General features: G+C 57.8%; 21 protein-coding genes. 11 read left to right on the top strand and 10 right to left on the bottom strand.

The features are described from left to right. Window positions 1–74 precede the first annotated feature (74 nt). The 7 genes from GRH90_RS05200 to GRH90_RS05170 all read right to left on the bottom strand — a co-directional run bounded on the left by GRH90_RS05200 (window position 75) and on the right by GRH90_RS05170 (window position 9440). Window positions 75–1007 carry an ABC transporter ATP-binding protein gene (locus GRH90_RS05200; RefSeq protein WP_246235879.1) on the bottom strand — a complete coding sequence of 311 codons (933 nt, stop codon included), beginning with the start codon at window positions 1005–1007 and terminating at the stop codon, window positions 75–77. After that, window positions 1004–2026, bottom strand: coding sequence for an ABC transporter ATP-binding protein (locus GRH90_RS05195; RefSeq protein ID WP_162364835.1), 1023 nt, complete (start codon window positions 2024–2026; stop codon window positions 1004–1006). The genes GRH90_RS05200 and GRH90_RS05195 overlap by 4 nt, the downstream gene beginning before the upstream one ends. 5 nt (window positions 2027–2031) lie before the next feature. Continuing rightward, the gene (locus tag GRH90_RS05190; protein WP_162364834.1) at window positions 2032–2907 is read right to left on the bottom strand and encodes an ABC transporter permease; all 876 of its coding nucleotides are present in this window, start codon (window positions 2905–2907) and stop codon (window positions 2032–2034) included. Further along, window positions 2904–3824, bottom strand: a complete 921-nt coding sequence (locus GRH90_RS05185; protein WP_162364833.1) for an ABC transporter permease — start codon at window positions 3822–3824, stop codon at window positions 2904–2906. The genes GRH90_RS05190 and GRH90_RS05185 overlap by 4 nt, the downstream gene beginning before the upstream one ends. A 13-nt stretch (window positions 3825–3837) precedes the next feature. Then, window positions 3838–5331, bottom strand: coding sequence for an ABC transporter substrate-binding protein (locus tag GRH90_RS05180; protein WP_162364832.1), 1494 nt, complete (start codon window positions 5329–5331; stop codon window positions 3838–3840). 90 nt (window positions 5332–5421) lie between these two features. Further along, a complete protein-coding gene (locus tag GRH90_RS05175) occupies window positions 5422–7386 on the bottom strand; it encodes a hydantoinase B/oxoprolinase family protein (protein WP_218586216.1) in 1965 nt (654 codons plus the stop codon). Window positions 7387–7388: 2 nt separating this feature from the next. Further along, the gene (locus tag GRH90_RS05170) at window positions 7389–9440 is read right to left on the bottom strand and encodes a hydantoinase/oxoprolinase family protein (RefSeq protein WP_162364831.1); all 2052 of its coding nucleotides are present in this window, start codon (window positions 9438–9440) and stop codon (window positions 7389–7391) included. Between the two features lie 456 nt (window positions 9441–9896). Here GRH90_RS05170 and hutC point away from each other — a divergent pair, with 456 nt between their 5' ends. The 11 genes from hutC to GRH90_RS05115 all read left to right on the top strand — a co-directional run bounded on the left by hutC (window position 9897) and on the right by GRH90_RS05115 (window position 22443). Next, window positions 9897–10721 carry a histidine utilization transcriptional repressor HutC gene (gene hutC / locus GRH90_RS05165; RefSeq protein WP_162364830.1) on the top strand — a complete coding sequence of 275 codons (825 nt, stop codon included), beginning with the start codon at window positions 9897–9899 and terminating at the stop codon, window positions 10719–10721. A gap of 422 nt (window positions 10722–11143) precedes the next feature. Further along, window positions 11144–11983: an ABC transporter substrate-binding protein gene (locus GRH90_RS05160; RefSeq protein ID WP_218586215.1), complete on the top strand. Its 840-nt coding sequence runs from the start codon at window positions 11144–11146 to the stop codon at window positions 11981–11983. A 35-nt stretch (window positions 11984–12018) separates the two neighbouring features. Further along, window positions 12019–12816, top strand: a complete 798-nt coding sequence (locus tag GRH90_RS05155; RefSeq protein ID WP_178113017.1) for an amino acid ABC transporter permease — start codon at window positions 12019–12021, stop codon at window positions 12814–12816. A gap of 43 nt (window positions 12817–12859) precedes the next feature. Beyond that, window positions 12860–13600: an amino acid ABC transporter ATP-binding protein gene (locus GRH90_RS05150; RefSeq protein WP_281352713.1), complete on the top strand. Its 741-nt coding sequence runs from the start codon at window positions 12860–12862 to the stop codon at window positions 13598–13600. Between the two features lie 55 nt (window positions 13601–13655). After that, window positions 13656–14615, top strand: coding sequence for a cucumopine synthase-related protein (locus tag GRH90_RS05145; RefSeq protein ID WP_162364828.1), 960 nt, complete (start codon window positions 13656–13658; stop codon window positions 14613–14615). A gap of 200 nt (window positions 14616–14815) precedes the next feature. Then, a complete protein-coding gene (locus GRH90_RS05140; protein WP_162364827.1) occupies window positions 14816–15637 on the top strand; it encodes a phytanoyl-CoA dioxygenase family protein in 822 nt (273 codons plus the stop codon). A 184-nt stretch (window positions 15638–15821) separates the two neighbouring features. Next, window positions 15822–16796 carry a chemotaxis protein gene (locus tag GRH90_RS05135; RefSeq protein WP_162364826.1) on the top strand — a complete coding sequence of 325 codons (975 nt, stop codon included), beginning with the start codon at window positions 15822–15824 and terminating at the stop codon, window positions 16794–16796. A gap of 214 nt (window positions 16797–17010) precedes the next feature. Continuing rightward, window positions 17011–18210, top strand: coding sequence for a leucine-rich repeat domain-containing protein (locus GRH90_RS05130; RefSeq protein WP_162364825.1), 1200 nt, complete (start codon window positions 17011–17013; stop codon window positions 18208–18210). Between the two features lie 390 nt (window positions 18211–18600). Next, entirely contained in the window at window positions 18601–19326 is a 726-nt protein-coding gene (locus GRH90_RS05125) for a gluconate 2-dehydrogenase subunit 3 family protein (RefSeq protein ID WP_162364824.1), read from the top strand. A gap of 2 nt (window positions 19327–19328) precedes the next feature. After that, window positions 19329–21104: a GMC family oxidoreductase gene (locus tag GRH90_RS05120; protein WP_376766061.1), complete on the top strand. Its 1776-nt coding sequence runs from the start codon at window positions 19329–19331 to the stop codon at window positions 21102–21104. Window positions 21105–21120: 16 nt separating this feature from the next. Further along, complete coding sequence (locus GRH90_RS05115; protein WP_162364823.1) at window positions 21121–22443, top strand: c-type cytochrome; 1323 nt, start codon at window positions 21121–21123, stop codon at window positions 22441–22443. A 148-nt stretch (window positions 22444–22591) separates the two neighbouring features. On the opposite strand, the gene GRH90_RS05110 is transcribed toward GRH90_RS05115, so the two are convergent. From GRH90_RS05110 to GRH90_RS05100, 3 genes are all read right to left on the bottom strand, one after another. Further along, window positions 22592–23491 (bottom strand): dihydrodipicolinate synthase family protein, encoded by a 900-nt coding sequence (locus tag GRH90_RS05110; RefSeq protein WP_162364821.1) that lies wholly within the window; start codon window positions 23489–23491, stop codon window positions 22592–22594. A 68-nt stretch (window positions 23492–23559) separates the two neighbouring features. Further along, window positions 23560–24903: an MFS transporter gene (locus GRH90_RS05105; RefSeq protein WP_162364820.1), complete on the bottom strand. Its 1344-nt coding sequence runs from the start codon at window positions 24901–24903 to the stop codon at window positions 23560–23562. A gap of 76 nt (window positions 24904–24979) precedes the next feature. Continuing rightward, the gene (locus GRH90_RS05100; RefSeq protein ID WP_162364819.1) at window positions 24980–26500 is read right to left on the bottom strand and encodes a D-arabinonate dehydratase; all 1521 of its coding nucleotides are present in this window, start codon (window positions 26498–26500) and stop codon (window positions 24980–24982) included. Window positions 26501–26585 lie beyond the last annotated feature (85 nt).

The following is a 26585-nucleotide window of genomic DNA, read 5'->3' as shown; positions in this document are numbered from 1 at the left end:
CGGCACGGACAGATTATTGTATATACAATAAATTATTATGTATATACAATTAGAGGTATGAGATGCGTTTTTTTTCAGGTGGCGGGGCGATATTCCCTGACAAAATGGCCCGGAGCGACCTCTTTCATAAAACCGTCGCCTTGCCCTGCCAACTGGCGGATATCAAAAAAATGGCGCGTTTTCACCCGTTCCCGGGCGGGATCGGCTTCCAGGGTGGCGCTGAGCAGCGCCCGGGTGTAGGGATGCCGGGCATCGCTGAAAATAGCGTCGGCGGGGCCGGTTTCGACAATCAGCCCGCGCAGCATCACGGCCACGCGATGGCAGATATGGCGCACCATGCCCAGATCGTGGGAGATGAACAGATACGCCAGCCCCTGTTCATCCTGCAGTGTCTGCAGCAAATTGATAATTTGCGCCTGGATGGAGACGTCCAGCGCGGTGATCGGCTCGTCGGCAACGATCAGCTGCGGCGACATGGCCAGCGCCCTGGCGATGCAGACGCGCTGACGCTGGCCGCCGGAAAATTCATGGGGATAACGTCCGATGTGGCTGCTGTCCAGGCCGACCTTGGCAAAAAGCGCCCGCACGCGCTGCGTGAGCGCCTCACGCGTCAGTTTGCCCTCATGGATTAATAGGGGATCGGCGACAAAACGGCCCACCGTCATGCGTGGATTGAGGGAAGAATAGGGATCCTGGAAGATTATCTGCATCACTTTACGCAGCGGCTGCAGCCGCGACTGGCTCATGCCGACCAGGTCCTGGCCGTTGAGCAGCACCCGTCCGCCGGTCGGCCGTTCCAGCTGCATCACGCAGCGCGCCACCGTGCTCTTGCCCGAGCCAGACTCCCCGACCAACCCCAGGGTTTCTCCCCGCGCCAGCGTAAAGCTGACGCCGTCAACGGCCCTGAACACCTTGCGCGCGCCCATCAGCGACGCGCCGACGGCGTATTCTTTACTTAATCCGTCCACCTGCAGCAACGGTGGGGACAACGGCGGCATGTCCTTCATTTTTCCTCACCCGCGTTCAGGTCCGCCAGGCAGCGGGGCAGATCGTACCAGGCCGCCGCCCGATGCAGCGGCGTATCGGGCGACACGGCGCGTAACGGCGGCGCTTCGCGATGGCAGCGCTCGGTGGCGAACGGATTGCGGGGCGCAAAGGGATCGCCGGGCGGCCGCCGCGCCGGGTCCACCGGCTGGCCGGCGATTTGAAACAGCGGTTCGCGCGGGCGCTGTCCCCGTTTGGGAATCGACTGCAACAGCGCCCAGGTATAGGCGCTGCGGGGCTGGCGAAATACCTGGTCGACCGGCCCCATCTCCATGATTTTGCCGGCGTAGAGCACCTGCACCCGATCCGCCAGCGCGGCGACCACCCCCATATCATGGGTTATCCAGATAATGGACATTTTCATTTCGTCACGCAGCTCGCGGATCAGCTCGATAATCTGCGCCTGGACGGTAACGTCGAGCGCGGTGGTCGGCTCATCGCCAATCAACAGCCTGGGTTTGCAGGCGAGAGCCATGGCGATCATGACCCGCTGGCGCATGCCGCCGGAAAACTGAAACGGATATTGCCCGACGCGCTGCGCGGGATCGGTTATGCCGACCAGGCTTAGCAGGTCAATGGCGCGCCGCCGCGCCTTGGCATGGCTCATCCCCATGTGGTGCACCAAGGGTTCAGCCAACTGCCGGCCGATGGTCAGGACCGGATTGAGCGAGGTCATCGGTTCCTGGAAAATCATGCCGATCTGTACGCCACGGACGGCGCGCAGCGCTTTATCCGACAGGGCCAGCAGGTTCTGTCCTTTGAATAACACCTCGCCGCCCGCCCGCGCCCGGCCGCGCTGCTGCGACAGGCCCAGCATGGCCAGCGCCTGCATGCTCTTGCCGCTGCCGCTTTCGCCGACGATGCCCAGCGTCTGGTTATCCTCAAGGGTGTAGCTGATATTATCGATAATCCTGACCGGCGGCTTGCCGCGCCCGGCCGGGACTTCAACGGTTAAATTGCGTACGTCCAGCAGCGGTTGCATCGCGTTTACTCCCCGGTGGATCGCAGTTTGGGATCGAAAAAATCGCGCAGCCAGTCGCCGACAAAATTGGCGCTCATGACCGTCATGACTATCGCCAGTCCCGGAAAGGTGGTAACCCACCAGGCGGTGGCGATGTAGGAGCGTCCTTCCGCCAGCATCCGGCCCCAGCTCGGCCAGGGCGGCTGCACCCCCAAGCCGAGAAAACTCAGGCTGGCCTCCAGCAGGATAACCCGCGAAAACTCCAGCGTGGCGATAACCAGGATCGGCGTCAGGATATTGGGCAGGATGTAATAACGCAGGATATACCAGGGCCGGGCGCCGATGGCCACCGCCGACAGGACAAACTCCCGCCGCCGCAGGGCCAACACCTGGCCGCGCACCAGGCGGGCATAGCGGATCCAACTGGTCATGGCCAGCACGATAATCAAATTGCCCAGGCTGGGGCCGGTGGCGGCGATGACTATCAGCGCCAGCAGAATCAGCGGGATCGACAGTTGCATATCGACAATACGCATCAGCAGACGGTCGGTAATGCCGCCGGCATACCCCGAGATCATTCCGGCCAGTACGCCGACCACGCCGCCAAGCAGCACCGCGATAAAACCCACCATCATCGATACCCGGCTGCCATAGAGCAGCCGGCTGAACATATCCCGGCCCAACTGGTCGGTGCCAAGCGGATGCGAGGCCAGCTCGAAAAAACGGTACGAGGGCGGCTTTAGCCGCTGGAGCAAATTGCCATGCACCGGGCTGGGCAGGGGGATAACGAAAGTGGATAACGCGCCCAGCAGCAAGACCCCCATTACCATCACGCCGAACAGGCCGATTTTGCTGGTGGCGATACGGATGCCCAAGGTACGCACGCCGGTTGACAGGGTCATCGGGTTTGCCTCACGCGCGGGTCCAGCAGGCTATAGAGCAGATCCACCGCCAGGCTCACCAGCAGGTACAGACATGACACCACCATCACGCCGGCCTGGATCAAGGGGAAGTCACGGTTCGCCACCGCCTCGACAATCAGCCTGCCGACGCCCGGCCAGGAAAAGATGGTTTCGACCACCACCGAGCCGCCCAGCATCTCGCCCACCAACAGCCCGCTCAGGGTGACCACCGGCAGCATGGCGTTGCGCGCCATATGCCAGGTCATGATGACGCGGGGGGACAGGCCCTTGGCCTGCGCCGTGCGCACGTAGTCCTCGCTCATCACATCCAGCAGGCTGGAGCGGAACAGGCGGGAAATATTGGCGGCGACAAAAATCGACATCACCGCGGTGGGCAGCACCAGATGCAGCGGGCTGCCGGTGCCGCCGGTGGGCAGCCAGCCCAGGTCGACGGAGAACAGTAATATCATCATGATCGCCAGCCAGAACGCCGGCGTGGCCTGTCCCAACATCGCGCAGGTCAAGACCAGGAACTCCCAGAACGAGTTGCGATAGCGTGCCGCGATCATCCCGGCCAGGCACCCCCCGATGATGCCGAACAGGGCGGAAAGCGCCGCCAGCAAAAGCGTTGCCGGCATTCGCTCCAGCACGATGCGCATCGCCGAATGCTGGTAAAAAAAAGATTGGCCGAAATCGCCGGACAGCGCCTGGCCAAGAAAACGCAGATACTGTTCAGGCAACGGGCGCTGCAGGCCAAGCTGCTCGCGCATCGCCTGCAGATCGCCGGCGCTGGCGCCTTGGGGAAGCAGTAGGGAAACCGGGTCGCCCAGCAGCCGGGAGACCAGGAAAATAAGGGTCACCAGGCCAAACACGGCCACCACGGCTTCCAGCAGTCGGGACAGGATGTATTTTGCCACGCGTCACCGCCTGTTATTTTGCCACCAGATCGTAAACCCGCACCCAGTCATCGCCGCGTACTTGCCAACTGAATTTATTCGATGTGGCGTAGGTGAGCGGCTGGTTAAACAAAAAGACCAGCGGCGCCTGCTCCCGCATCCGTTCGGTAGCCTGCTGGTAATAGGCGGCGCGTTTTTGCCCATCGACCGTTGAACGGCCTTGCATCACCAGTCCGGCAAACACCTCATCCTTCCAGTAGGCGCCCGGATCGCCGGGCAAATAAAGCCCCAGCAGGCCGTCGGCGTCCAGGGTCGGCCAGGCCTGGCCTAAAAACGAGGCCTGGCCCATATCGCCGCGGGTATAGGCATTGGACCAGTTGGCATACTCCATTTCCCTGATGGTCACATTCAGTCCCACCTCCTGCAATTGCGCGGCAATCACCTGGCCGATTTCCTGGCTTAACAGATAGCGCCCCAGCGGCACCTGCAGCTCAAAGGAAATCGGCTGCGGCAAACCGGACTCGGCAATCAGTTTGCGCGCCTTGTCCGGATCGTAGGGGTAGGGCGGTAATTTATCGTTGTAGCCAAAATACATCGGCGACAGCAACTGGCCTTTGCTGACGGCGCCGTGGCCGTTATAGATAGCGTCGATAATGCCCTGGCGATCGATAGCGTAATTCATGGCCTGGCGCAGTTTCAGGTTATTCGCGAAGGGCGGCTTGAGGTTATTCATTTTAACGATCATCGCCCGGCTGCTCTCGCCCCAGCCGGCATGGGCGATGCCGCTTTTATTGATACGATCGATATCCGTGGGCGGGATGTCCAGCGCCAGGTCCAGCTCGCCGGCCAGCAACGCCGACACGCGCACCGCTGGCTCGCTTATCATGCGAAACACTACCTTGTCGTGCGGCGCCCGGCTTGCGGAAACCCGAGTACCGAAATAGGTGGGATTGGGCGTCAGCACCACGCGCTCGCCAGGTACGTATTCCGCCAATTGATAAGGACCGCTGCCCATGGCCTCGCGGCTGGGGTCGTGCGACGCGGTCCACTCCGGCTCCATCAGGAACAGCATGCTCAGCTGCGCCACCAGTCCGGGGAAGGGCGCGCGCGTGATGATTTTCACTTCGTCGGGCGCCACGACGTCAACGTGATCGATCAGGCTGTACCATTCCTTGACGCGGGTTTTATGCTTGGGATCGAGCAAATGATCGAAATTCCACTTCACCACCCCGGCGTCCAGCGGCTTGCCGTTGGCGAAGGCGATGCCCGGCCGCAGCTTGAAATCCCAGGTCTTATCGTCGAGCGCCCGCCATGACTGCGCCACGACGCCGGTAATGCCCAGGTCGGGATTGCGCGTGACCAGCGGTGAGTAAATATGGCTGATAACGCTTAAATCAGTCTGCACCACGGTAGCCTGCTGCGGGTCCAGCGTGGTTACCGCGGCGGAAAAAGCGATATTCACGGTATCCGCCAGCGCGCCCGCAGGCAGGCCGCCGATACCCAACAACATAAAAACGCAGGCCAGCATACGTAACCCGTGCGTTTTTCCTGACAAGGCAAGCCTTGGTACATGACACATGGTGGATCTCCAGTATGAGAGAACGGAGCGATAGGGAAATCAGTGCATTTTGATATAGAGCAATTCTTCCTCGATAGCCTTGACCATCATCGGCAGGCTGACCGGTTGGTTTTCCGCCGTCAGGCGTTTAATCACCGCCAGCCGGAGCGGCTGGCGAATGCCGCGCTCTTGTTGCATTAAATGCATGGCCAGCGCGGCCCTGATTTCCCGTGGCCAGACGATGTCGAGACGATCGCGCGAGCTCCCCATGGTGAACAGGCCGTGCGCGGCGCTATGCCCGGCGCGCAGCCGTGCGGTAGCATCGGCGTCAAGCCGGCCCAGTTCATCCGCCACCACGCCATAGCCGGCCCTGGCGTTGAAGGAGGAAACCAGGCCGCGCCGCACATCATGGGCCACCTGGCCCGGGTCGCGCGTATAGGGATCGCCAAACCCGCCTCCCGACGGCGACGTGAGGCGCACCACGTCGTGGCGCTTCATTTTCAGGACATCAATTTTGCCGAGATTACGTTCATCATCCGTGCCGGGATTGAGCACCACGGATCCCAGATGGCCGCATTGCCCGCCCCGCGCTCCCCAGGACTGGAAATAGAAGCGATTCATGCCGCGTACCGTCATCACCGCCTCCGGGCCGGTATTTTCCAGCTCCAGGGCGATGGCGGCGCCGCTTTGCCAGCAACCGGGCGCCTGGCTGTCGGTGACCAGGCCGTAACGTTTTACCCGCATTACCGTCTCGGCCTCGATGATCTCGGCGGGCACGGTGCGCAGATAACCCGAACGTGAATCCACGCCATCGGTGCCGTCGGCGCCGAAACGTCCGCCGCCGCCGCCGCATAACGGATTGATTACGCTGACGCGGTTACCCTCGCCGTTGGGATCCTTGGCGGAGACCACAATCACCCCCGACATGCCCGGGCCGGCGGCCGTAATGCCGTCGGCCAGGGCGGCGTTAAGGCAGCCCAGAATCACATCATAAACGCGGGTGCTGGTGGTAACGCGCGAACCGCCGGCCGCCGGGAACTCGGCGTTGAGCACCGTTCCCCGGGGGGCGATAACCTCCAGGGCGCGCAGCAGGCCCGCGTTGCGCGGCGCTTCCGGTTCCCGGGTCAGGATATAGTAGATAAACGCCTGCAGCGTGTAAGGATGGGCGCGCGCGCCGGTGACGTAATTAAACGCCGCCGCCACCTGCGGATCGGTGCCGCTGAAGTCAAAAACGATACGTTCGTCGCTCACGCGCATCACGGCGTGGATATGGATAAAATCCCCCTCGCCCATGCCTTCGACATAGTCGGAAAAAGCATAATCCCCGTTGGGGATCTGGCGGATAACCTGGCGGGTTTTGGCATCGGCCAGGGCCATCGACGCTTCCATGCCCTCGCGCACCGCCGCCACGCCATAGCGTTGGCATAACTGGTTCAGTCGCTTATCCATACTGGCCAGCGCCGAAATCATGGCCTGGAAGTCGCCCCATAACTCGTCGGCGATACGGCTGTTATCAATAAAGATATTGCGGATGGCGATATCCAGCTGCCCGCGTTTATACAGTTTGGTCGGCCTGACGCGCAGCCCTTCCTGGAATACTTCGGTAAACGCCGGGGAAATACTGCCCGGCACCGCGCCGCCGATATCGGAGGCATGCACGAACGACCACGCCAGGGCGACCAGCTCATCGCCGACAAAAATCGGCCGCAGCATGGAGACATCCATGATATGCGTCACCATCCCGTCGGTGCTGAAGGGGTCGTTGGTGATAATACAGTCCCCCGGCTCCAGGTTTTCCACGCCGATGCCGTGCAGTCCGCCGGCGATCGGCAGGCCGATAAAGGCGTTGACGCCATAGTGGCTGGGGTAGGCGAACATTTCGCCTTCCGGCGTCGCCAGCCCGCATTGGAAATCCTGTACCAGTTTGACGAAAGTCGTATGGGCGGTGCGATAAAGGGTGACGGACGCTTCTTCAACGATGGCGTTGAAGCGATTATGCATAATGACCGTTTGAATCGGATCCACAATCAATGCTCCTGCGTCAGGATAATTTCACCGCCGGCATGCACCCGCGCCGTAAACGAAGGGGGAACCAGCAGGGTTGCGTCGCTCTGGCTGATGATGCAGGGACCGGCCACGCGGGCGTCGGCGCCCAGGCCGGCGCGGTCATAGACCGGGCAATCATCAAAGGAGACGGCGCCGATGCGCAGCCGACGGTAGCCGCAGGGGCGCGGCGCGCCCCTGCCGTCCAACCGCGCCGACGCGTTGCCCCCGGGCGCGGCCAGCGCGCCGCGCACCCGCGCCCGCAGTTCGATAAATTCAACGGCGGCCTGGCTATCGGCATGGGTATGCAGCCGTAAATGCTCGGTATGGAACGCGTCTATGGCCATGCCGGTGGTGATGAGGTCGGGCGCTGGAGCCTCAATCCTTACCGGGATTTGGAAGGACTGGCCGCGATAGCGGATATCCGCCCAATACTCCACGACGATGGCGATAACGTTGGCGGGATCGGTCTGGCGCGCCAGCCAGGCCCGGGCCTGGGCCTCAAGCGAGGCAAATGTTCGTTGCAAACGATCCGTATCCATCGCGCCCTGCTGGACAATGGCCACGGTGTCGTGCGTCAGCTCGGCGACCACGCCGCCCACGGCGCAAAATACCGACGGATTATTGGGAATGATAACCTGTGGAATACCGATTTCCGCCGCCAGCAGGGGGCCGTGGATGGCGCCGTTGCCGCCGAAGGCCACCAGCATGACATCCTGCGGATCGACGCCGTGACGGGCCAGGTAAGGCAATACGCTGGCGACCATGTTCGAGGTGGCGATGGTAATGGCGGCGCTGGCCGCGCCGGCGGTGGTTTTTTCCATCCGCCCGGCCAGCGGCGCGAAGGCGGCGCGCGCCGCCGCCGGGTCGAGCACCATATCGCCGCCGAGAAAGGTGGCGGCGTCCAGGTAACCGCATAATAAATAGGCGTCGGTAACGGTGGGCTGCGTGCCGCCGCGCGCGAAACAGGCGGGGCCGGGCCAGGCGCCTGCGCTTTTTGGGCCGACGCGGAACACCGGTCCGTCAAAACGGCCGATGGAGCCGCCGCCCGCGCCTATCGCCTCGATGCCGGTAACCGGCATGGTCAGGGGAAAATCGCCGATTTCGGTCTGCTCCACCACCGACGGCGTGCCGGCGCGGATCAGGGAAATATCGGTGCTGGTGCCGCCCATATCCATCGTCAGGTAATGCCGCTCAGGCGCCGCGCGGGTAATCAACTGCGCCGCCGTCACCCCGGAAGCGGGACCGGAAAGCAGGGTATGCACCGGAAAATGGCGCGCCTCCCGCGCGGACATGGCTCCGCCGTTGGAACGGGTAATAAACAGCTGGACATGCCGCAGGCGGCTGGCCAGATAGCGTTCAATTTGCTGCAGATATGAGGACATGCGCGGTTTAACATACACATTCAGCAACGCATTCACCGCCCGCTCGTATTCGCCGGGCCGGGGCCATACCTCGCTGGACAGGCAGACATCCAATCCCGCATCGAGCGCCTTGATCAGCTCGCGGGCGCGCTGCTCATGCTGCGGATCCTGATAGCTGTTGATAAACGCGACGGCGATACTGCCGATGCCCGCGTCACGCACCTGCGCCACCGCCCTGGCCACTGAATCCGCAGACAGCGCCTCGATAATGCCGCCATCCGCCGCCGTGCGCTGGCGTATCTCAAAAACCTGATGCCGCTCAATCAACGGCAGGCCGCGGCAACCGCGCAAGTTGGTGGGGTCGAGCAGACGCAGGCGCTGCAATTCAAGAATATCGCGGAACCCCTGGGTGACGAACAGGGCGACCGGCGGTTGTGAGCGCTCTATCACCGCATTGGTGCTGACGGTGGTGCCATGCATCACCACCACCGGCTCGTCGGGCGCCACGGCCAGTTCCGCCAGCATCCGCTCGAATCCCTGTTGAAAGCCGTCGGCAAAATGGGGCGGCGTGGAGGGCACCTTAAAACAGTACAACGGCGCCGGCTGGCCGCCGCTGCGCCAGACGACAAAATCGGTGAAGGTTCCCCCGATATCAACCCCAACTCTAATCATCAGCATTACCTTTGCTATGCGCCGCGTCCGCCGGTGCCGGTGAAAAAAGGCAGCATATTTGCCATGTATTGGTATATACAATATAATAAAAGGCCGTGTTGTAAATATTATTTTGTCGTTTAATGCATCAATATCCATATGAATATCCTATGATAAATAGCCATAAAAACAGTAAATTAATGTGTTTAACCGCTAAAAAGTCCGATAATTGCCGGTTCTGGGGTATTTGTATATACATAAGTGCGGGCGATAAATAAATAAGAAAAAACGATATCGGCCACCCGGCGGGAACGTGACAGGAAATGGAAAATTACGCCTTCACAGGGGCGGAGGAGGTGGGTAACCTGTCGATGGAGCTTACCCCGGCAACCGAAACCCGCCGGCGGGGGATCCAGCGCGATTTCGACTTGTGTTTTGTATATACTTAAATGCTTCAACTTTGGGAAAATCTTTATTATGAAGAAAAATGAGTCACTAAATCAGCCGCTTCAGCCCGAACCCCAGCCCAGTCCGCTTATCGCCAAACGTGCCAGGGTTAAACCCCTGCCGATCCACCAGGGCATCCAGAACGATATCAAAAACAAAATCCTCAGCAATGAATGGCACCCCGGCGATCGGGTCCCGACCGAACAGGAATTGATGGTGGTCTACCAATGTTCCCGGATGACGGTAAATAAAGCGCTCTCGACGCTGGTGGCGGCCGGCATGATCGTGCGCAAGCGTAGGAAAGGCTCCTTTGTCGCCATGCCGCGGGCGGAAGAGCCGCTGCTCGCCATCCAGGATATTCGCGCCGAGGTCCTGGCCAGCGATAGCATGTACAGCTTCACGCTGCTGTCGCGCGGCATTCGTACCATTACGGATGCGGTCGAGGCGGAACATATCGGCATCCCGGTTAACGCGCGCATGTTATGCATTGATGTGATGCATTATGCCGATAACCTGCCTTTCGCCCTCGAGGCGCGCCAGATTAATCTGGCGGTGGTGCCGGAGGCGGCGGACGAGGAGTTTCTTGATATGCCGCCGGGCAGCTGGTTATTGAGTAATGTCCCCTGGTCGGAAGGCGAGCATTCGCTGCGCGCGATTTCCGCTGATGACGTGCTGTCGCGGCAGTTATCGGTATCGCCCGGCACGGCATGCATTTCCATCGCTCGCCGTACCTGGCTGTCGGGCGAATTGATTACCTTTGTGCGCCTGATTTATCCCGGCGAGCGGCATCGCTTTTTAGTGCGGTTCGGACCCAGCCCGGCCAACGTACAGCGGGATACCCCCACGCCGGTGTGACCCGCGCTGCCGCGGCGGATTCCCTGCCGGCAACGCCTTATCGACCCCGCAGATTCTTCCCTGATGCCCCGGCGCCTCGCCTGGGCATCGTCAGTTCCCGATCTTTACACGACGATAGGTCTTTTGCCCGCGTCGCTTGCCGCACCGACACTGCACTCATTAATTGTCGATACATTAACCATATAATGTACATGCTATTAAATTTATGTTTAAACCAATTTATTCAGATACTTAATAAACATTGAAAATATTTTGCCTAAAAAATAGCCATATAATAATCTTATTTGTATATACATAACTTGACGACCGGTTTCGCTGGCTGTATGTTCATTTTCATCGGGTTAAAGAGTTGTTAACAGCCTGGATGTGATTCGCGTGAAACGACGTTATATCAACATCAGCCAATTTGTCGGGAGAGCAGGGTGAATAAAAAACGCTTTTTTATCGGTACCGTCTTGAGCATGTCGTTGGGTATCGCGCCGCATTGGTCTTTTGCCGCGATCGCCGCGCCGGCGGACATCAAGGCGAAAGGGCAACTGACCTTCTGCTCCGATCTGGAAAATCCGCCGGCGGAAGGCATGGCCGACGATGGCAAGACGCCTAGCGGCGCCGCGGTGGATATCATGAATGCGCTGGGCTCGGTAATGGGCGTTAAGAGCCGTATCGATAATTATCAGTTTTCGGGCATCTTTGCCGCCCTGGATACCGGTAAATGCGATCTGGTCATGGCGAGCCTGGGGAAAACGCCGGAGCGCGCGCAGCGTTACGGACTGGTGGATTACTGGCGCGTCAAATCCGGCCTGCTGGTGGTAAAGGGCAATCCGCTGCATCTGGCGTCGTTCGAAGATCTCTCGGGCAGGCGCGTGGCGGCGTTAATGGGCAGCCGGAACGAGTCGGTGGTCAGGCAGATTAGCGAGAAGCTGGTCAGCGAAGGCAAACCGGCCGTTACCCTGGTGTCCTTGGGCACCAACGTCGCCGCTTTCCATGATTTGATGCTGGGACGCGCCGATGCCATGGTCGGCGATACGGTGGTGATCAATTATTATATGTCGAAGGCCAAGGATAAATTCCAAACCGTCGATATGCCGGTGCCGGCGAAAACCTGGGTGGTGGCCATGCTCAAAAACAATACCGCCCTGCATCAGGCGATTCAGGCCGGCAGGGATGATCTGAATACGTCCGGCGAGATGTCGAAAATCGTCAAAAAATGGGGTATCGAAAACGGCGTGACCCTGTGCGATAGCCAACACCCCTGTGATTAACCGCGCCCGGGCAGTCAGGCGGTAAGGAGCAAACCTTGCTAAATCATATTCATTTGCAGTTCAATACGGACTTCTTCCTGAATTTTGTATTTCATCCCCAGGCTGTATTATTTCAGGGACTATTGTTAACCATTATTTCCGCTATTGTATCCCAGCTTATCGGGACGGTATTAGGGATAATGTTGGCAATGGCGGGAATGAGCCGCTTGTGGATATTAAAAGCCTTTAATCAACTTTATATATGGTTCTTTCGCGGTACGCCGGTATTGGTGCAATTGGTGCTTATTTATTTCGGCCTGCCTTATTTGCTCGGCTTTGATATTTTTCCCGCCGTCATGCCGTTGGGAACGCTACAGATTTCCGGCGCCGTGGTGGCCGGCATAGTGTCCTTCGGCCTGCACGAGGCGGCTTATATGAGCGAGATTACGCGCGCCGGCATTATCTCCATTGACAGCGGCCAGGCCGAGGCGGCCAAAGCGCTCGGCATGCCGCCTCGGTTATTGATGCGGCGGATTATCTTGCCGCAGACTATTCCGGTGATCGTCCCGGCCCTGGGCAATCAATTTAATAATATGCTCAAGACGACGGCGCTGTTAAGTATTATCGGGGTATCGGAAATGTTTCGCGTGGCGGAACAGTTGCAAGCCGCCACTTTTATGACATTTGAGGTTTATCTCGGTATATCGATTTATTATTTGCTGTTGACGGCGGGCTGGACAGCAATCCAGATGCTACTGGAAAAAAACCTCAGCAGGCATTTAACCGCGGGTAGCGTAAAACGGCGTCCCGGAAAATCATTACATCAACTGGCGGAACTTGCCGATGAGCGCTAACCCATCAGATTCAAAACCCGACGCAGTGGTCTGTCATGAAATAATGAAATTCTATGGCGACATGCCGGTATTGCGTAATGTGTCATTGACGGTTAAGACCGGCGAAACGCTGGTAATTATCGGCCCTTCGGGTTCAGGTAAAACGACGCTTATCCGTTGTATTAATCGTCTGGAGAAAATACAGCAGGGCACTATCCATGTCGGCGGCGCACTGATGGGCTACCGCATGAAAAATGGCCGTATGAAGGAAGATAGCGATAAAAATATCTCCATGCTGCGCCGGCGAATCGGCATGGTCTTCCAGCGCTTTAACCTGTTTGCCCATATGACGGCTATAGAAAATGTCATGGAAGCGCCGGTCAGCGTCCTGCGGATGGATAAAAAAGAGGCGCGGCGCAAAGCCGCGGAATTATTGGCCAGGGTCGGACTGGCGGATAAATTAACCTATTACCCGTCGCAATTATCCGGCGGGCAACAGCAGCGCGTTGCGATTGCGCGCGCGCTGGCGATGAACCCGGACGTCATGCTATTTGATGAACCCACCAGCGCGCTCGATCCCGAGATGATCGGTGAAGTGCTGGGCGTCATGCAGGATTTGGCGTCGCAGGGCATGACCATGATTGTGGTCACCCATGAAATGGAATTTGCCAGGAATGTTGCCGACCGGGTGGTAATTATGGACGGCGGCGAAATTATCGAGCAGGGCCCGCCGCAAAAAATATTCAGTTCACCGGAAAACTCCAGGGCGCAAGTGTTCCTGAATAAGGTGCTGCATAAAATGTAAACATTGCCTGGCGATAAGTAACAGGCAATTTATTTTCGACAAAAGAGGAATAAAGATGGGACGTTTAATTGATATAAGCTGGCCTGACCTGGGCGTTACCGTGGTCGCCGAATTAAATGATGAAAAAAACCCCGAGCTGTGTGAAGAATTCTGGCAACACCTGCCGTTTAAAGTGCTCCAGGCGCATCCGGTGGTGTCCGGCGCCTCCATGTATGCCTGGACGCCGATTGTCAGCAGCGCGCCGGTGCACCATCGTGAAATGATCACCGACTGCCCGGTGGGACGGCTGCGTTATTCCCAGTCGACGGGTAATAAAATGTCCATTCAGTACGGCGTCGGCCTGGAGCCGCTGGCCCAGCCGGTATTGGGACAGGTGCTGGAGGAATATTGCCATTTATTGCCGGGGGTGGGCAAATCGGTATGGAATAACCTGTTCTGGCAAAAGGACCAAATTTTTGTTGAGGTTTCCGCCCATGATAAACAGTCCCACCCGGGGATGCCGCGCGCCCAGGCGACCCATTCGGAGGTGGCAAAACGCTTTTTGGCGGAAGCCGACCGGATCCAGCTAACCGAGCCTGAGGATTTGCGCGACATACGTTTGGGACGGGTGGAATCCACGGGCACCTACGGCCAATATTTTACCGCCTGGGATTTCGCTAACGGCATGGTGCGAGACTACATCATGTACACCATGTATCCGTTATTGACCCTGAGCAATACTTTATCGGTTAGCGATTTTAGCAAGACGCTAAATGAATTTGACGTGCCTTATTCCAGTTATTTAGGCGTCAGTGGTTTATATAAACTGGAGGAATATGCGGGTATGTTACGCGAAGCGGTGGCCGCGGCGGAAAGCAAAGAAGAAATCCAGGAACTTCTCCGGGCTTTCCTGAAATACGGTAACCGCCTGTGCGCCTGGTCCTACCAGTATTTTCCCTGGTATTTAGGCATGTTTTATAATCGCCAGCTCGGCGGACAGGAATTCCCCGGCCGCTGGAATCCCGAAAAAGTGTGAAATCAACGGCCGGCTCGCGGCATAAATAATGCCTGGCTTTTTGATCGCGATAGCCGGCTTATCCCTATGCATCAAAAGTCAGTGCCGCAGCGGGTATCATTGATTGCCGCGCATCCGCGTTAAGCGGGCCGGAACGCCGTGTTCAGGCACGACGGCGTGCGCCACGCCACGCCATGCGCTGCGTCCAGACGGGAGGCAAAATGTTTGAAATTACACCACAGGATAAAGACGCATTCCAGCGCGACGGCGCCATTATTATTCGCCAGGCCTTTACTCGCCAATGGCTGGATATCGTGGAGCAGGGCATACTGGAAAATATGGCGCAGCCGAGCGATCATGGACGATATAGCGATCCGGATACGAAAACGTTTTTCCAGGATAGCGATAACTGGCGGCGCATTGCCCCCATTGAAACATTCGCCTTTGAATCGCCCGCCAAAGAGATAGCGGCCATGCTGTTGGGGTCCGGCAAAATTAATTTCCTGCACGATCATGTCTTGTCCAAAATGCCCGGCGCATCCCAGCGCACGCTCTGGCATCAGGATCAGCCTTACAGCCCGGTGGATGGCGACGACTTCTGCACCCTGTGGCTGCCCGTTGACAGCGTTACGCGCGAAACCGCGCTGGAGTTTGTCGCCGGCTCGCACCGTTGGGGTAAATGGTTCCGGCCGCAGTGGTTTGCCACCGGCCAGCTGCGCGATGGCGACGATGAACGCTGGGAGATCCTTCCCGATATTGAAGCCCGGCGCGGCGACTATCGTATTATCGGCTGGGCGCTGGAGCCCGGCGACTGCCTGGTGTTCCATGGGCTGACCCTGCACGGCGCGGCCGGCAATTTCCAAGCTACGCCGCGCCGGGTATTATCAACCCGATGGACCGGTGACGACGCCGTCTTTCGCTATCGCCGCGGAAAGATGTCGCCGCCTGCGCCGCTCCATGACGCCCCGCGAGACGGCGCGGTCATGGATTGCCCGGCGTTCCCGGTCGTCTGGCGCGCCGGCCTGGACGCATCCCGGCCCTGACGACGCTACCCATTGGGCTATGGGATATTGTTACCGTGAATAATTAACCTTCAGCCCGGAGCCGACGCATTAAGTATTTTCCGCCAATGGCCGATAACCAGATCCGTTATGTTATTCCTTATTTTCCGAATCACTAATAACGCCGTGTTCTCGCACTTCAATAAGCATTCGCCTTGGGGAAAGTATGGATAATTTTCAGAAAGAGGTGGAGGAGAGGACTAATCTCACCTCCTCAAACAGGTTTGAACTGCTGCTGTTCCGCCTGGGAACCTCACGGGTTGACGAACAGTCCGAGCTGTACGGCATCAATGTGTTCAAGCTGCGTGAAATCGCGCCGATGCCGTCGCTGACCACGTTTGCGGGCATGGCCTCGCCGATGATGGGCATGGCGAATATTCGCGGGGAGATTATTCCGGTGATCGATCTGCCGGCCATCGTGGGCTGTACGCCGAAGACCGGATTAAATATCCTGCTGGTGACCGAGTATGCGCGCAGCACCCAGGCTTTTGCCGTGGAATCCGTCGACGATATCGTCCGTCTGGAATGGAGCCAGGTGCTGGCCGCCGAGTCCGGCGTCAGGAGCCGTAATATCACCAGCATCGCCCGCCTGGACCAGGCTAATGTCGGCAACAGGCTGGCGTTGGTACTGGATGTCGAGCAGATTCTGTATGACATCATGCCGGCCAACCGCACGGTCAAGATGGACAGCGACAAAACGACGGCGTTTGATTTAACACCCGGCGCGGTCGCCATCGTGGCGGAGGATTCGAAAGTCGCCCGTTCGATGCTCGAACAAGGCCTGGAGATGATGGCTATTCCGGCCGTGATGCATATCACCGGTCTGGAGGCATGGAATAACATCACCAGGATGGCGGCGGAGGCGAAGGCGGAGGGCAGGCCGGTCTCGGATAAAATCGCGTTTGTATTAACCGATTTGGAAATGCCCGAGATGGATGGTTTTACCCTGACGTTGAATATCAAACGCGATGAATTCCTGAAGAATATCCCCGTTATCATCCATTCCTCGCTGTCCGGCAGCGCCAATGAAGATCACGTCCGCAAGGTGGGCGCCGACGCCTATGTGGCAAAATTCGACATCAACGAACTGGAGGCCGCTATCCACGGCGTGCTTGACGCCAACACCGTCGCCCGTGCTTAACGATGGTCATTATCTCTTTAAGCATAATGACTTAACCCCTCCCCGAATTCCTATCTAAGCTTGTTGTGTTTAGCGACGTTAACCGCCAGCGGGCATCTCCCGGCGCCGTTTCGGGCCGCCGGGCGGTGCATTTTCCCGGCGGGCACGCCGCTGGACACAACCACATCTGAGCGTTCTTCAGTGCCAATTTTGCCGCACTTAAACGAGGAAATATATGGATATCCCCGCAATCTCATCCGCCGGTCTTCAATCGAGCATACCAAATGGATTTGACCAAAATGAAACATTATTTGATGAATGGGACGATTGGGCCAGGCAGGCCTTGGACGGCGGTTCGGAACACCGCGACAAGGCCGCAATCAATTTGAAGGATTGCCTGCAGCGCGGCTCGACCTACCTGAACCTGAATTGCCTGAATCTATCTAGCCTGCCGGATAACCTGCCGCCGGGCCTGGTCCTGCTAAAAGCCAGCGGCAACGCCTTCACTTCCCTGCCGGAAAACCTGCCATCGGGTTTACACGAGCTGGACATGGATAACACCCCCCTCGGCAGCCTGCCGGACCAGCTGCCGCCCGAGTTGAAAAACCTTTATCTCAGCGGCACCAGGCTGTCGGCGCTGCCTGACAATCTTCCTTCGGGATTAAAGACGCTTAATCTGAATAACGTACCTATCGACAGCCTGCCGGCAAACCTGCCCGCACAGCTGCAGGTCCTGTTTGCCGGCGGCACCAACCTGACCAGCCTGCCGGATAATCTGCCGGCGGGCCTGGGTTCTTTGTATCTAGAATATGCGCCTTTGGAGAGTCTGCCGGATAATTTGCCCTCGGGAATGCACACCCTATTTGTCAATAATACGATGCTGAGCAGTCTGCCCGCGCAGTTACCCGCGGGCTTGCGGACCCTCCAGGCCAGCAATAGCCAGCTGTCCGCTTTGCCTGCCAACCTGCCGTCGACATTAAAGCTGTATATCGCCAATACCCCGTTGGCTGGGTTAATCGAAACGCTGCTGCCCGGCGCCCTGCAGGCGGGAGGATTATTAACCGGAGGCCTGTTTCCCGGCGGTATATTAGCGGATGGGGGTCTTCCGAACGGTTCGATTATCGGGGGAATAACCGGTGGCGCGAAGACCGGTTCCACTGCCGGCGGGATCGCCGGCTCGATTATCGCAGGAGCAACCGGCGGGTTGCCGGACAGCCCGGTGATTGAAGGCGCCACCGGCGGGTTGCCGGACGGCCCGGTGCTTGAAGGCGCCACCGGCGGGTTGCCGGGCGGAGCGGCGCTTAAAGAGCCGGCAGGCGCGTTACCTGATTCGGGGAACCTCGACTTAAGTAAGGTCTCGTTTAGCCGCCTGGCAAGCTATGAATCCGTTAGCTCCCTGGAATCGGTATCCTCAGCGCATGATCCCGTAATGTAGCTTTTATCTTGTTCAACCGGTCAGCAGGCGCTCCGGCGGCCTGCTGACCGGGCTGGCCCGGCGGGTCCGGGTAATTTGGCGGCGGCGCGATGCCACATCGTATTATTTGTGATCATTATCACAAAACATATCTATTGATATAACCAAACGTCATATCTACGTGTGAACCTAATAACCCTAAAAATCAATCTATTAAATTAATTTAATGAAAATTGTTACCAGTAACGGTGGTTGCTGCTTACATAAGTTAACATTTTTTTAACTTGAACTAACAAGAATTCAGCATATTCTACGCTTAAAATTATCATACAAATAATTATTAGTGCCCGGCGCTGCCGCATTCCCGCGGCCGGCGCCAGCGCATATATTACGACACCTGATGGAAATTTTATGAGCAAGCAAAACAACGAGGGGATCCCCTCAAGACGGCGTTTTTTGCAAAAAACGTTGTCGATTATTCCGTTGGCGGTTGCCGGAAGCAGCGTGGTTTCCCTGGCAAGTCCGGCCGCCACGCCCAAATCCGAAGGCATTTCCGCCCACTACGTTCCCACTTTCTTTAATAACGACGAATGGCGCTTTATCCTGGCCGCCACCGATCGTTTGATTCCGTCCGATGAATACGGGCCGGGCGCGGTGGGCGAAGGGGTGCCGGTCTATATCGATAAGCAGATGGAATTACCCTACGGCTACGGTCATCTGTGGTACATGCAGCCTCCCTTTGCCGAGGCCGCGCCGGAACTGGGTTATCAATCACAGCTGGCGCCTCGTGACACCTATCGCCGCGGTATCCAGGCCCTGAACGGCCATTGCCGGCGGCAGTTTCAACAGGTCTTTGCCGACCTTGGCCAGGAACAGCAGGATGACCTGCTGCGCCAACTGGAAGGCGGCAAGCTGACGTTTGACAATGTGCCCGGCACCTTGTTTTTCGCCCAACTGCTGGACAACACCAAAGAGGGCTACCTGGCCGATCCCATGCACGGTGGCAATCAAACGTTGGCCTCGTGGAAACTGATTGGTTTCCCGGGCGCGCGCGCCGATTACCAGCAAACGATGGATAACCCCAATAAACCCTATCCGTTAGGGCCGGTCAGTATTTCAGGGAAGAGGAGCGTCTGAACGTGGCGATTAAAAAAGACCCGGTGGATATCGTTATCGTCGGTTTCGGCTGGACCGGTTCGCTTATGGCGATGGAGCTGGCCGGAACCGGCCTGAAGATAGTGGCGCTGGAGCGCGGCGAGCAGCGCGACACCTATCCCGATTTTGCCTATCCGCGCATTATTGATGAACTGACCTACGGTATTCGTTTGAAGCTGTTTCAAAATGCGTCAAAAGAAACGGTGACCGTCCGTCACTCCGGCAACGAAAGCGCGCTGCCGTATCGCCGTTTTGGCTCCTTCCTGCCGGGTGACGGCGTGGGCGGCGCCGGCGTGCACTGGAACGGCATGCTGTGGCGTCCGCTCGAGGCCGATCTCAAGATGCGCAGCACCGTGATTGAGCGCTACGGCGCGGATTTTATTCCGCAGGATATGACGGTGCAGGACTATCCGTTTACCTCCGCCGAAATGGAGCCTTTTTTCGATAAATTCGAGAAAATCTGCGGTACCGCCGGACATGCCGGCAATCTTAACGGCGAAAAGATAGCCGGCGGCAATCCCTTTGAGGCCCCGCGGCAGAATCACTATCCGACCAAACCGCTTAAACAGCAGTACTCCGGTATGCTGTTCGAAAAAGCGGCAAAAGAGCTGGGCTATCATCCGTTCCCGCTGCCGGCGGCGCTGTGCAGCGAACCTTATACCAACCCCTATGGCGTGCAGTTAGGCGTGTGCAACTACTGCGGTTTCTGCGAACGGTTCGGCTGCTTTAATTACGCCAAGGCGTCGCCGCAGAGCTGCGTGCTGCCGGCGCTCTACCAGTATAAAAACTTTGAGCTGCGCACCCAGTCCCAGGTGCTGCGCGTCAATACCGATTCCACCGGCGCCCAAGCGACCGGCGTTACCTATATCGACGCCAATGGCCAGGAAGTTGAGCAGCCCGCCAGCCTGGTGGTGCTGAGCGCTTTCCAATTGCACAATGTGCGTCTGCTGCTGTTATCGAACATCGGTAAACCCTACGATCCGGCCACCGGCGAAGGCGTGGTCGGGCGTAACTATGCCTACCAGATGAATGGCGGCGTCTCGTTGTTCTTCGACCCGGACACCAATTTTAATCCCTTCGCCGCAACCGGCGCCACCGGGACGTTTATCGACGATTTTAATGCGGAAAACTTTGACCACAGCGGTCTGGGATTTGTCGGCGGAGCCACCATTTCCGCCACTATTACCGGCGGGCGGCCAGTCCAGCAGATGAGCATTTCCAATAAAGCGCCTAAATGGGGCACCGGCTGGAAAAAAGCGATCAAGGAGAGCTACCTGCATACCATGAGCATCGGCTCTTCCGGATCGGTGATGCCTTACAAACAGTGTTATCTCGATCTTGACCCCACCTATAAAGATCATCACGGACAACCGCTGCTGCGCATGACCTTCGACTGGCAGCGGAACGAACTCAAGATGACCAACTTCATCGCCGGCAAGGCGGAAGGGATCGCCAAGGCCATTGGACCCAAGCATTACGAAATGGGCTTTAAAGGCATGAACGCCCACTACGATGTGCGTCCCTATCAGTCCACCCATACCACCGGCGGCGCGGTGATGGGCGACAACCCCAAGACCAGCGTGGTTAACAAATACCTGCAAAGCTGGGATGTGCCCAACGTGTTCGTGCTGGGGGCCTGCTGCTTCCCGCAAAACCTGTCGTATAACCCGACCGGTATCGTCGGCGGCACTACGCTATTTGCCGCGCATGCGATCCTTACGCAGTATTTGGCTAACCCCGGACCGCTGGTCCAGGCTTGACAGGGAAGGAACCGAGATGAAATTTCGATGGAATGCGGTACTGCCTTTTATCGCCCTGGCGCTGCTGCCGGCCGCGGCCGCTGCGGCCGCCGACGGCCAACCGGTCAGCACAGGACAATATCTGGCAACCGCCGGCGACTGCGTGGCCTGCCATACCACCGCCGGCGGCCGGCCGTTTGCCGGCGGGCTGAAGATGAACACCCCGGTAGGGGCCATTTATTCCACCAATATCACGCCGGATAAAGACACCGGTATTGGCGACTACCGCTATGAGGATTTCGCCAAAGCCGTGCGTGAAGGGGTGGCGAAAGATGGTCATCACCTCTATCCGGCCATGCCCTACACGTCGTTTGCCAAGATTAATGATGAAGACATGCGCGCGCTGTATGACTTCTTTATGCGACAGGTGCCGGCGGTCAAGCAGCCCAATCGCGACAGCGATATTCCCTGGCCGCTCAATATGCGCTGGCCGCTGGCGGCCTGGAACTGGGTATTCCATGATGACGACGCGTTCCGGCCGGACAAGGGACAAAACGCCGAGTGGAATCGGGGAGCCTATCTGGTGCAGGGGCTGGAGCATTGCGGCACCTGCCACACGCCGCGCGGCCTCGCGTTCCAGGAGAAGGCGCTGGATCAGTCCGACGACGCCTACCTGTCCGGCGGCACGCTGGAGGGGTGGCACGCGCCCGACCTTACCGGCAATGCCAACGATGGCCTGGGTCGCTGGTCCGCGGATGAGCTGGTGATGTTCCTGAAAACCGGGCGCACCGACTCCAGCGCGGCCTTTGGTGCCATGACCGACGTGGTCGAACACAGCACGCAACACCTGAGCGATGCGGATTTGCGGGCGATGGCGGTCTATCTGAAATCGATCAAATCCTCGGATCCCCATGCGGCGGTTCCCAGGGAGGATGACGCCACCTCCGCGGCGCTGGTTAAAGGCGATATGGGTAAGCCGGGGGCGCAGGAATATATGGACAACTGCGCCGCCTGCCATCGTATTGACGGCAAAGGCTATGCCAAAACGTTCCCGGCGCTGGCGCATAACCCGGCGGTGCTGAGCGACGATCCTTCTTCGTTGGTCAGCATCGTGCTGCGCGGCGGCAAGATGGCGGTCACCAAAGATGCCGTCACCGGATTGACCATGCCGGATTTCGCCTGGCGGCTGGATGACCGGCAGGTGGCGGATTTGCTTAGCTTTGTTCGCAGCGGCTGGGGCAATAACGCGCCGCCGGTCAGCGCGAAACAGGTGAAGGAACTGCGCAAGCAGCTGTCGACGGTAGAACGCAAGGATCCCAATAAGGCGAATGAGCCGAATACCGGACCGCCGCGCCAGTAACGGGATGATGGCGCAAGCGGGCGGGCGTGTGCCAAGGCTCCGCGTGCGCCCGCCCATTCGTACAAGACAAGGTCATTGCCACCCCTGGCCTTATGTCGGCCGGCGTCGCCGGCTGGCAGATTCCTGGCAATGGCGGCCGCGGTCGCGCCTACCTGGTGCCATGAAGAATTTCTTTTACCAGATGGGTCTTCTCCGGCGATAATTTTCTGGCGGGAGCTATGACCTCGGTGGAGATATCCACGCCGCTGGCTTTGACTGCTTCCTTGATGACCCCGAAAAATGGCGTTTCCAGCGCATAAAGCGGCGAGAGTTTGGCCAGGCGGCGTTGCAGGGAGAACGCTCTTTCATAGTCCTTTTTGATAAACGCATCATAGATGCCGCCGGTGACTTCCGGCGCAAAGTTAAAGGTGGCCGGAATACCGCCATGCCCGCCCAGGATAAGCGTATCCAGCATATATTCGTCATATCCGGAGAAGATAATAAAGTCCGGCCTGAAGCCATGCACCAGATTAATGACTTCGCGGGTATGGCTGATGTTATCGATGGTATCTTTTATGCCGATGATATTGGGCACGTCGCGCGCCAGCCTGGCGATTACCTCCAGGCCGATATCTTGCCCGGTGAGGGCGGGGAAGTTATACAGGAATACCGGTAACGGGATTGATTCCGCGATAGTGCGGTAGTGATGGTAAAGATAATCGCTATTCAGCTGCGCATAGTAAGGGTTGACCACCAGTACCGCATCGGCCCCCACCGCGGCGGCATGTTGGCCATACCCAATGGTTTCGGCGGTTCCCGGCGCGGCGATGCCGAGTAACACCGGTACCCGGCCGTCGACGTAGTCGACACAAAATTCGGCTACCGCCAGCCGGGTTTCATGGGACATATGGCAAAATTCGCCGCCGCTGCCCAGAACCAAAATGCCATTGGCGCCGCTGGTAATAACATGATCCAGCAGCGTTGCCATACCGGCCTCATCCAGATGTCCTTTATCGTCGACAATGGTCGGGACGGGCGGGAAAACACCTTTAAACTTTTCAATATTCATTTAATACCACCGTATTGGGTCTGTGAAAATCAGGGCTGCGTTAAGTCGCGATGTGCCGGGGTTTATCGTTATCTGGCCGCTTCCACCTCAGCCTCCAGGCTCATCTGTTCACTGCCGATTTTTTTATCGAAATTAATGGCCAGCGAGCAGAGCAGATAACCTACCGCCGCGGCGGCAAAGAACATCATTGCGGCATAATAATTTCCAGTGACCTGTACCAGAAAACCGATAAAGATGGGGATGATCGCCGCGGAAAGATTGCTGCTGAAATTCATCGCGCCACAAAGGGTTCCCGCGACCTTTTGCGCGCCGAGCAGTGAAGGGATGGACCAGTAAACGCTTGCCCAGCGTAATGGAAACATCGCCACGGCGAGCAGGATTACCGCCATGACTGGATTGGTGCTGTTGGCGCAAAGGAAAATGCCTGCCCCGGCGGTGATGGCTGAAATAGCCAGCATGGTATGCAGTACCTTGTTGGTATCCCCGCCGCTATTGCGCCAGCGGTCCATAATGTAGCCGCCGGTGAGCTGGCCGGCAAAGCAGCATAAAAAAATGATCGCCATGGCCCCGCCCATTGATTTGATATCAAAACCATAGGTTTTTTGAAAATAAAGCGGCAGCCAGGTCATCAAGCCATAAAACACCGTGCTGTAGCAAATCCATCCGCCGATAAGCGCCAGGGTGTTGCGTTGTTTAAAATAAGGTTTTATCTCCGCGAAAGTATATTTTTTACCGGCAACGGCTGCGGATGGATTGCCGGCGACGATATGATCCAGTTCGGCCTGGTTGATTTTCGGATGTTCATGCGGGTAGGTGCGGATATACCAATAGGCTAATAAGCCGGCAAGCACGGTCGCGACGCCGGCAATAATAAACGCCATGCGCCACGAGCCGAATACCGCGATGAGCCAGGTCAGGACAATCGCGCCCATGGCGGTGCCCAGCGCCGCGCCGCCGTCAAGCAGCATGGAGCCGCGTCCACGCTCGGTCGGGGTTAGCCAGGTGCCCATGAGCTTGGCCCCGGCCGGCATGATGGGCGATTCCGAGATACCCAGGCCGACCCGGGTCAGCGCCAGCAGTGCCGTGGTATGGCATAAGGCGCCCAGCGCCTGGAACATCCCCCAGATGATAGTGGCCCAGGCGATAATGATACGCGCTTTAAAGCGGTCCGCCATGACCCCGCTTGGCAGCTGCATCAGGGCATAGGCCCAAAAAAAGGTGCTATGAAGTAAGCCGACCACCACGGCATCCTGGATATTAAACTCTTGAACAATATGCGGCATGGCAATCGCCAGGGACGTTCGATCCATATAGTTAATCGCGCCCAATAATAACAGGATAAGGAATATCCGCCATCTGACGTTGGTGGGCTTGCCGTAGTTGCTGTAATTATTTGTTATGTTATTAGACATAATGGTTACCTAAACCATATATAGGTTATATGGCTTTTTATTAATCTATTTTGTAGGGAAGATTACCGTCGACTGATTACATAATCGAACCGATATTCCACGGGACAAATTCCGCGCTGCCATAGCCGAACTGCTCGCTTTTGGTTTTTTTACCCGAAGCCATGTCCAGGATCATGCTGTAAAGCCGTTCGCCCACCTCGGCGATGCTTTCCGTGCCGTCGACGACATTACCGCAGTTAAGGTCCATATCCTCTTCCTGCCGTCGCCATAACGTATTATTGGTCGCCAGTTTTAAACAAGGCGTGGGCTTACTGCCAAAGGCGGAACCGCGGCCGGTGGTAAAACACAGTACGTTGGCGCCGCCGGCAATCTGGCCGGTCACCGCAATGGGGTCATAGCCGGGGGTATCCATAAATACCAGTCCCTTAGCCGTAACGGGTTCGGCATATTCATAGACCTCGACTAAATTGGTGGTGCCGCCTTTGGCGATGCCGCCGAGGGATTTTTCCAGCACGGTGGTGAGCCCGCCGGTTTTATTTCCCGCTGACGGATTATTGTTCATTTCACTGTGGGTCCTGCGGCAGTAATCTTCCCACCATGCAATACGCGCGATAAGCTTCTTGCCCACCTCCGGCGAAACGGCCCGCCGGGTCAATAAATGTTCCGCGCCGTAGATTTCCGACGTTTCCGAGAGAATGGCGCTGCCGCCCTGCTGGACGATTTTATCGACGGCATACCCCAGCACCGGATTGGCGGAGATGCCCGAATAACTGTCGGAGCCGCCGCATTCCAGCGCCAGGATAAGTTCCGCCACCGGCACCGGCTCGCGTTTGACCTGATTGGCGGTTGCCAGCATGCCGTCGATCAGCGTTATGCCTTTATCGATGGTTTTGCGCGTCCCGCCGCTTTCCTGGATGGTCATGGTATGCAATGACGGGCCTTCCTCCAGCTGCTCAACCCTGATCAAATCCTTGATTTGATTGGATTCACATCCCAGGCCGATAATAATGACGCCGGCAAAATTAACATGACGCGCATAACCGCTCAGCGTGCGGCGCATCACCACCATCGCTTCGCTGTCGAAACCAATGGCGCACCCGAAGCTCTGCGGCAGCGCGACCACGCCGTCGACGTTCGGATACTCTTCCAGGCCGGTTTTTTTATAATGATCTTCGATAGCGCGCGCCACGGTGGCGCTGCAGTTCACGCTGGTTAATATGCCGATAAAATTGCGGGTCGCGACACGTCCGCCGGCGCGGCGGATCCCCATGAAAGTGTCCTGCGTTGCGGCGGGAACAAGCTCGACGGTATCTTCACCGTAGGCATAATCGCGGGCGAAGTCGCCCATGCCCAGGTTATGGGTATGGATATGTTCCCCTTTGGCGATCGGCTGTGAAGCAAAGCCGATGATCTGGCCGTAGCGCTTAACGGCTTCACCCGCCTTGATATCGCGCAGCGCGATTTTATGCCCCTCGGGGATAGCCGTCAGCACGGTAAGCCGCTCGTGCTGCAGCAGGGTGCCGGCCTGGATCGGGCCGCGGGCAATGACAACATCGTCTTTGGGATTGAGTTTAATAACCGGATAAACTTGGCTCATCACAATGCTCCTGAATCACGTAGCGGTAAATTGACTATTTGTTATTTTGGTTCTGTATGTAGAACTATAGTTCCTTTTGTAGAAC

Source organism: Acerihabitans arboris (assembly GCF_010131535.1).
GTDB classification, from domain to species: Bacteria; Pseudomonadota; Gammaproteobacteria; order Enterobacterales; family Enterobacteriaceae; genus Acerihabitans; species Acerihabitans arboris.
Note: the sequence above shows the minus strand (reverse complement) of the source record. Positions and strands in the feature narration are given on the sequence as shown.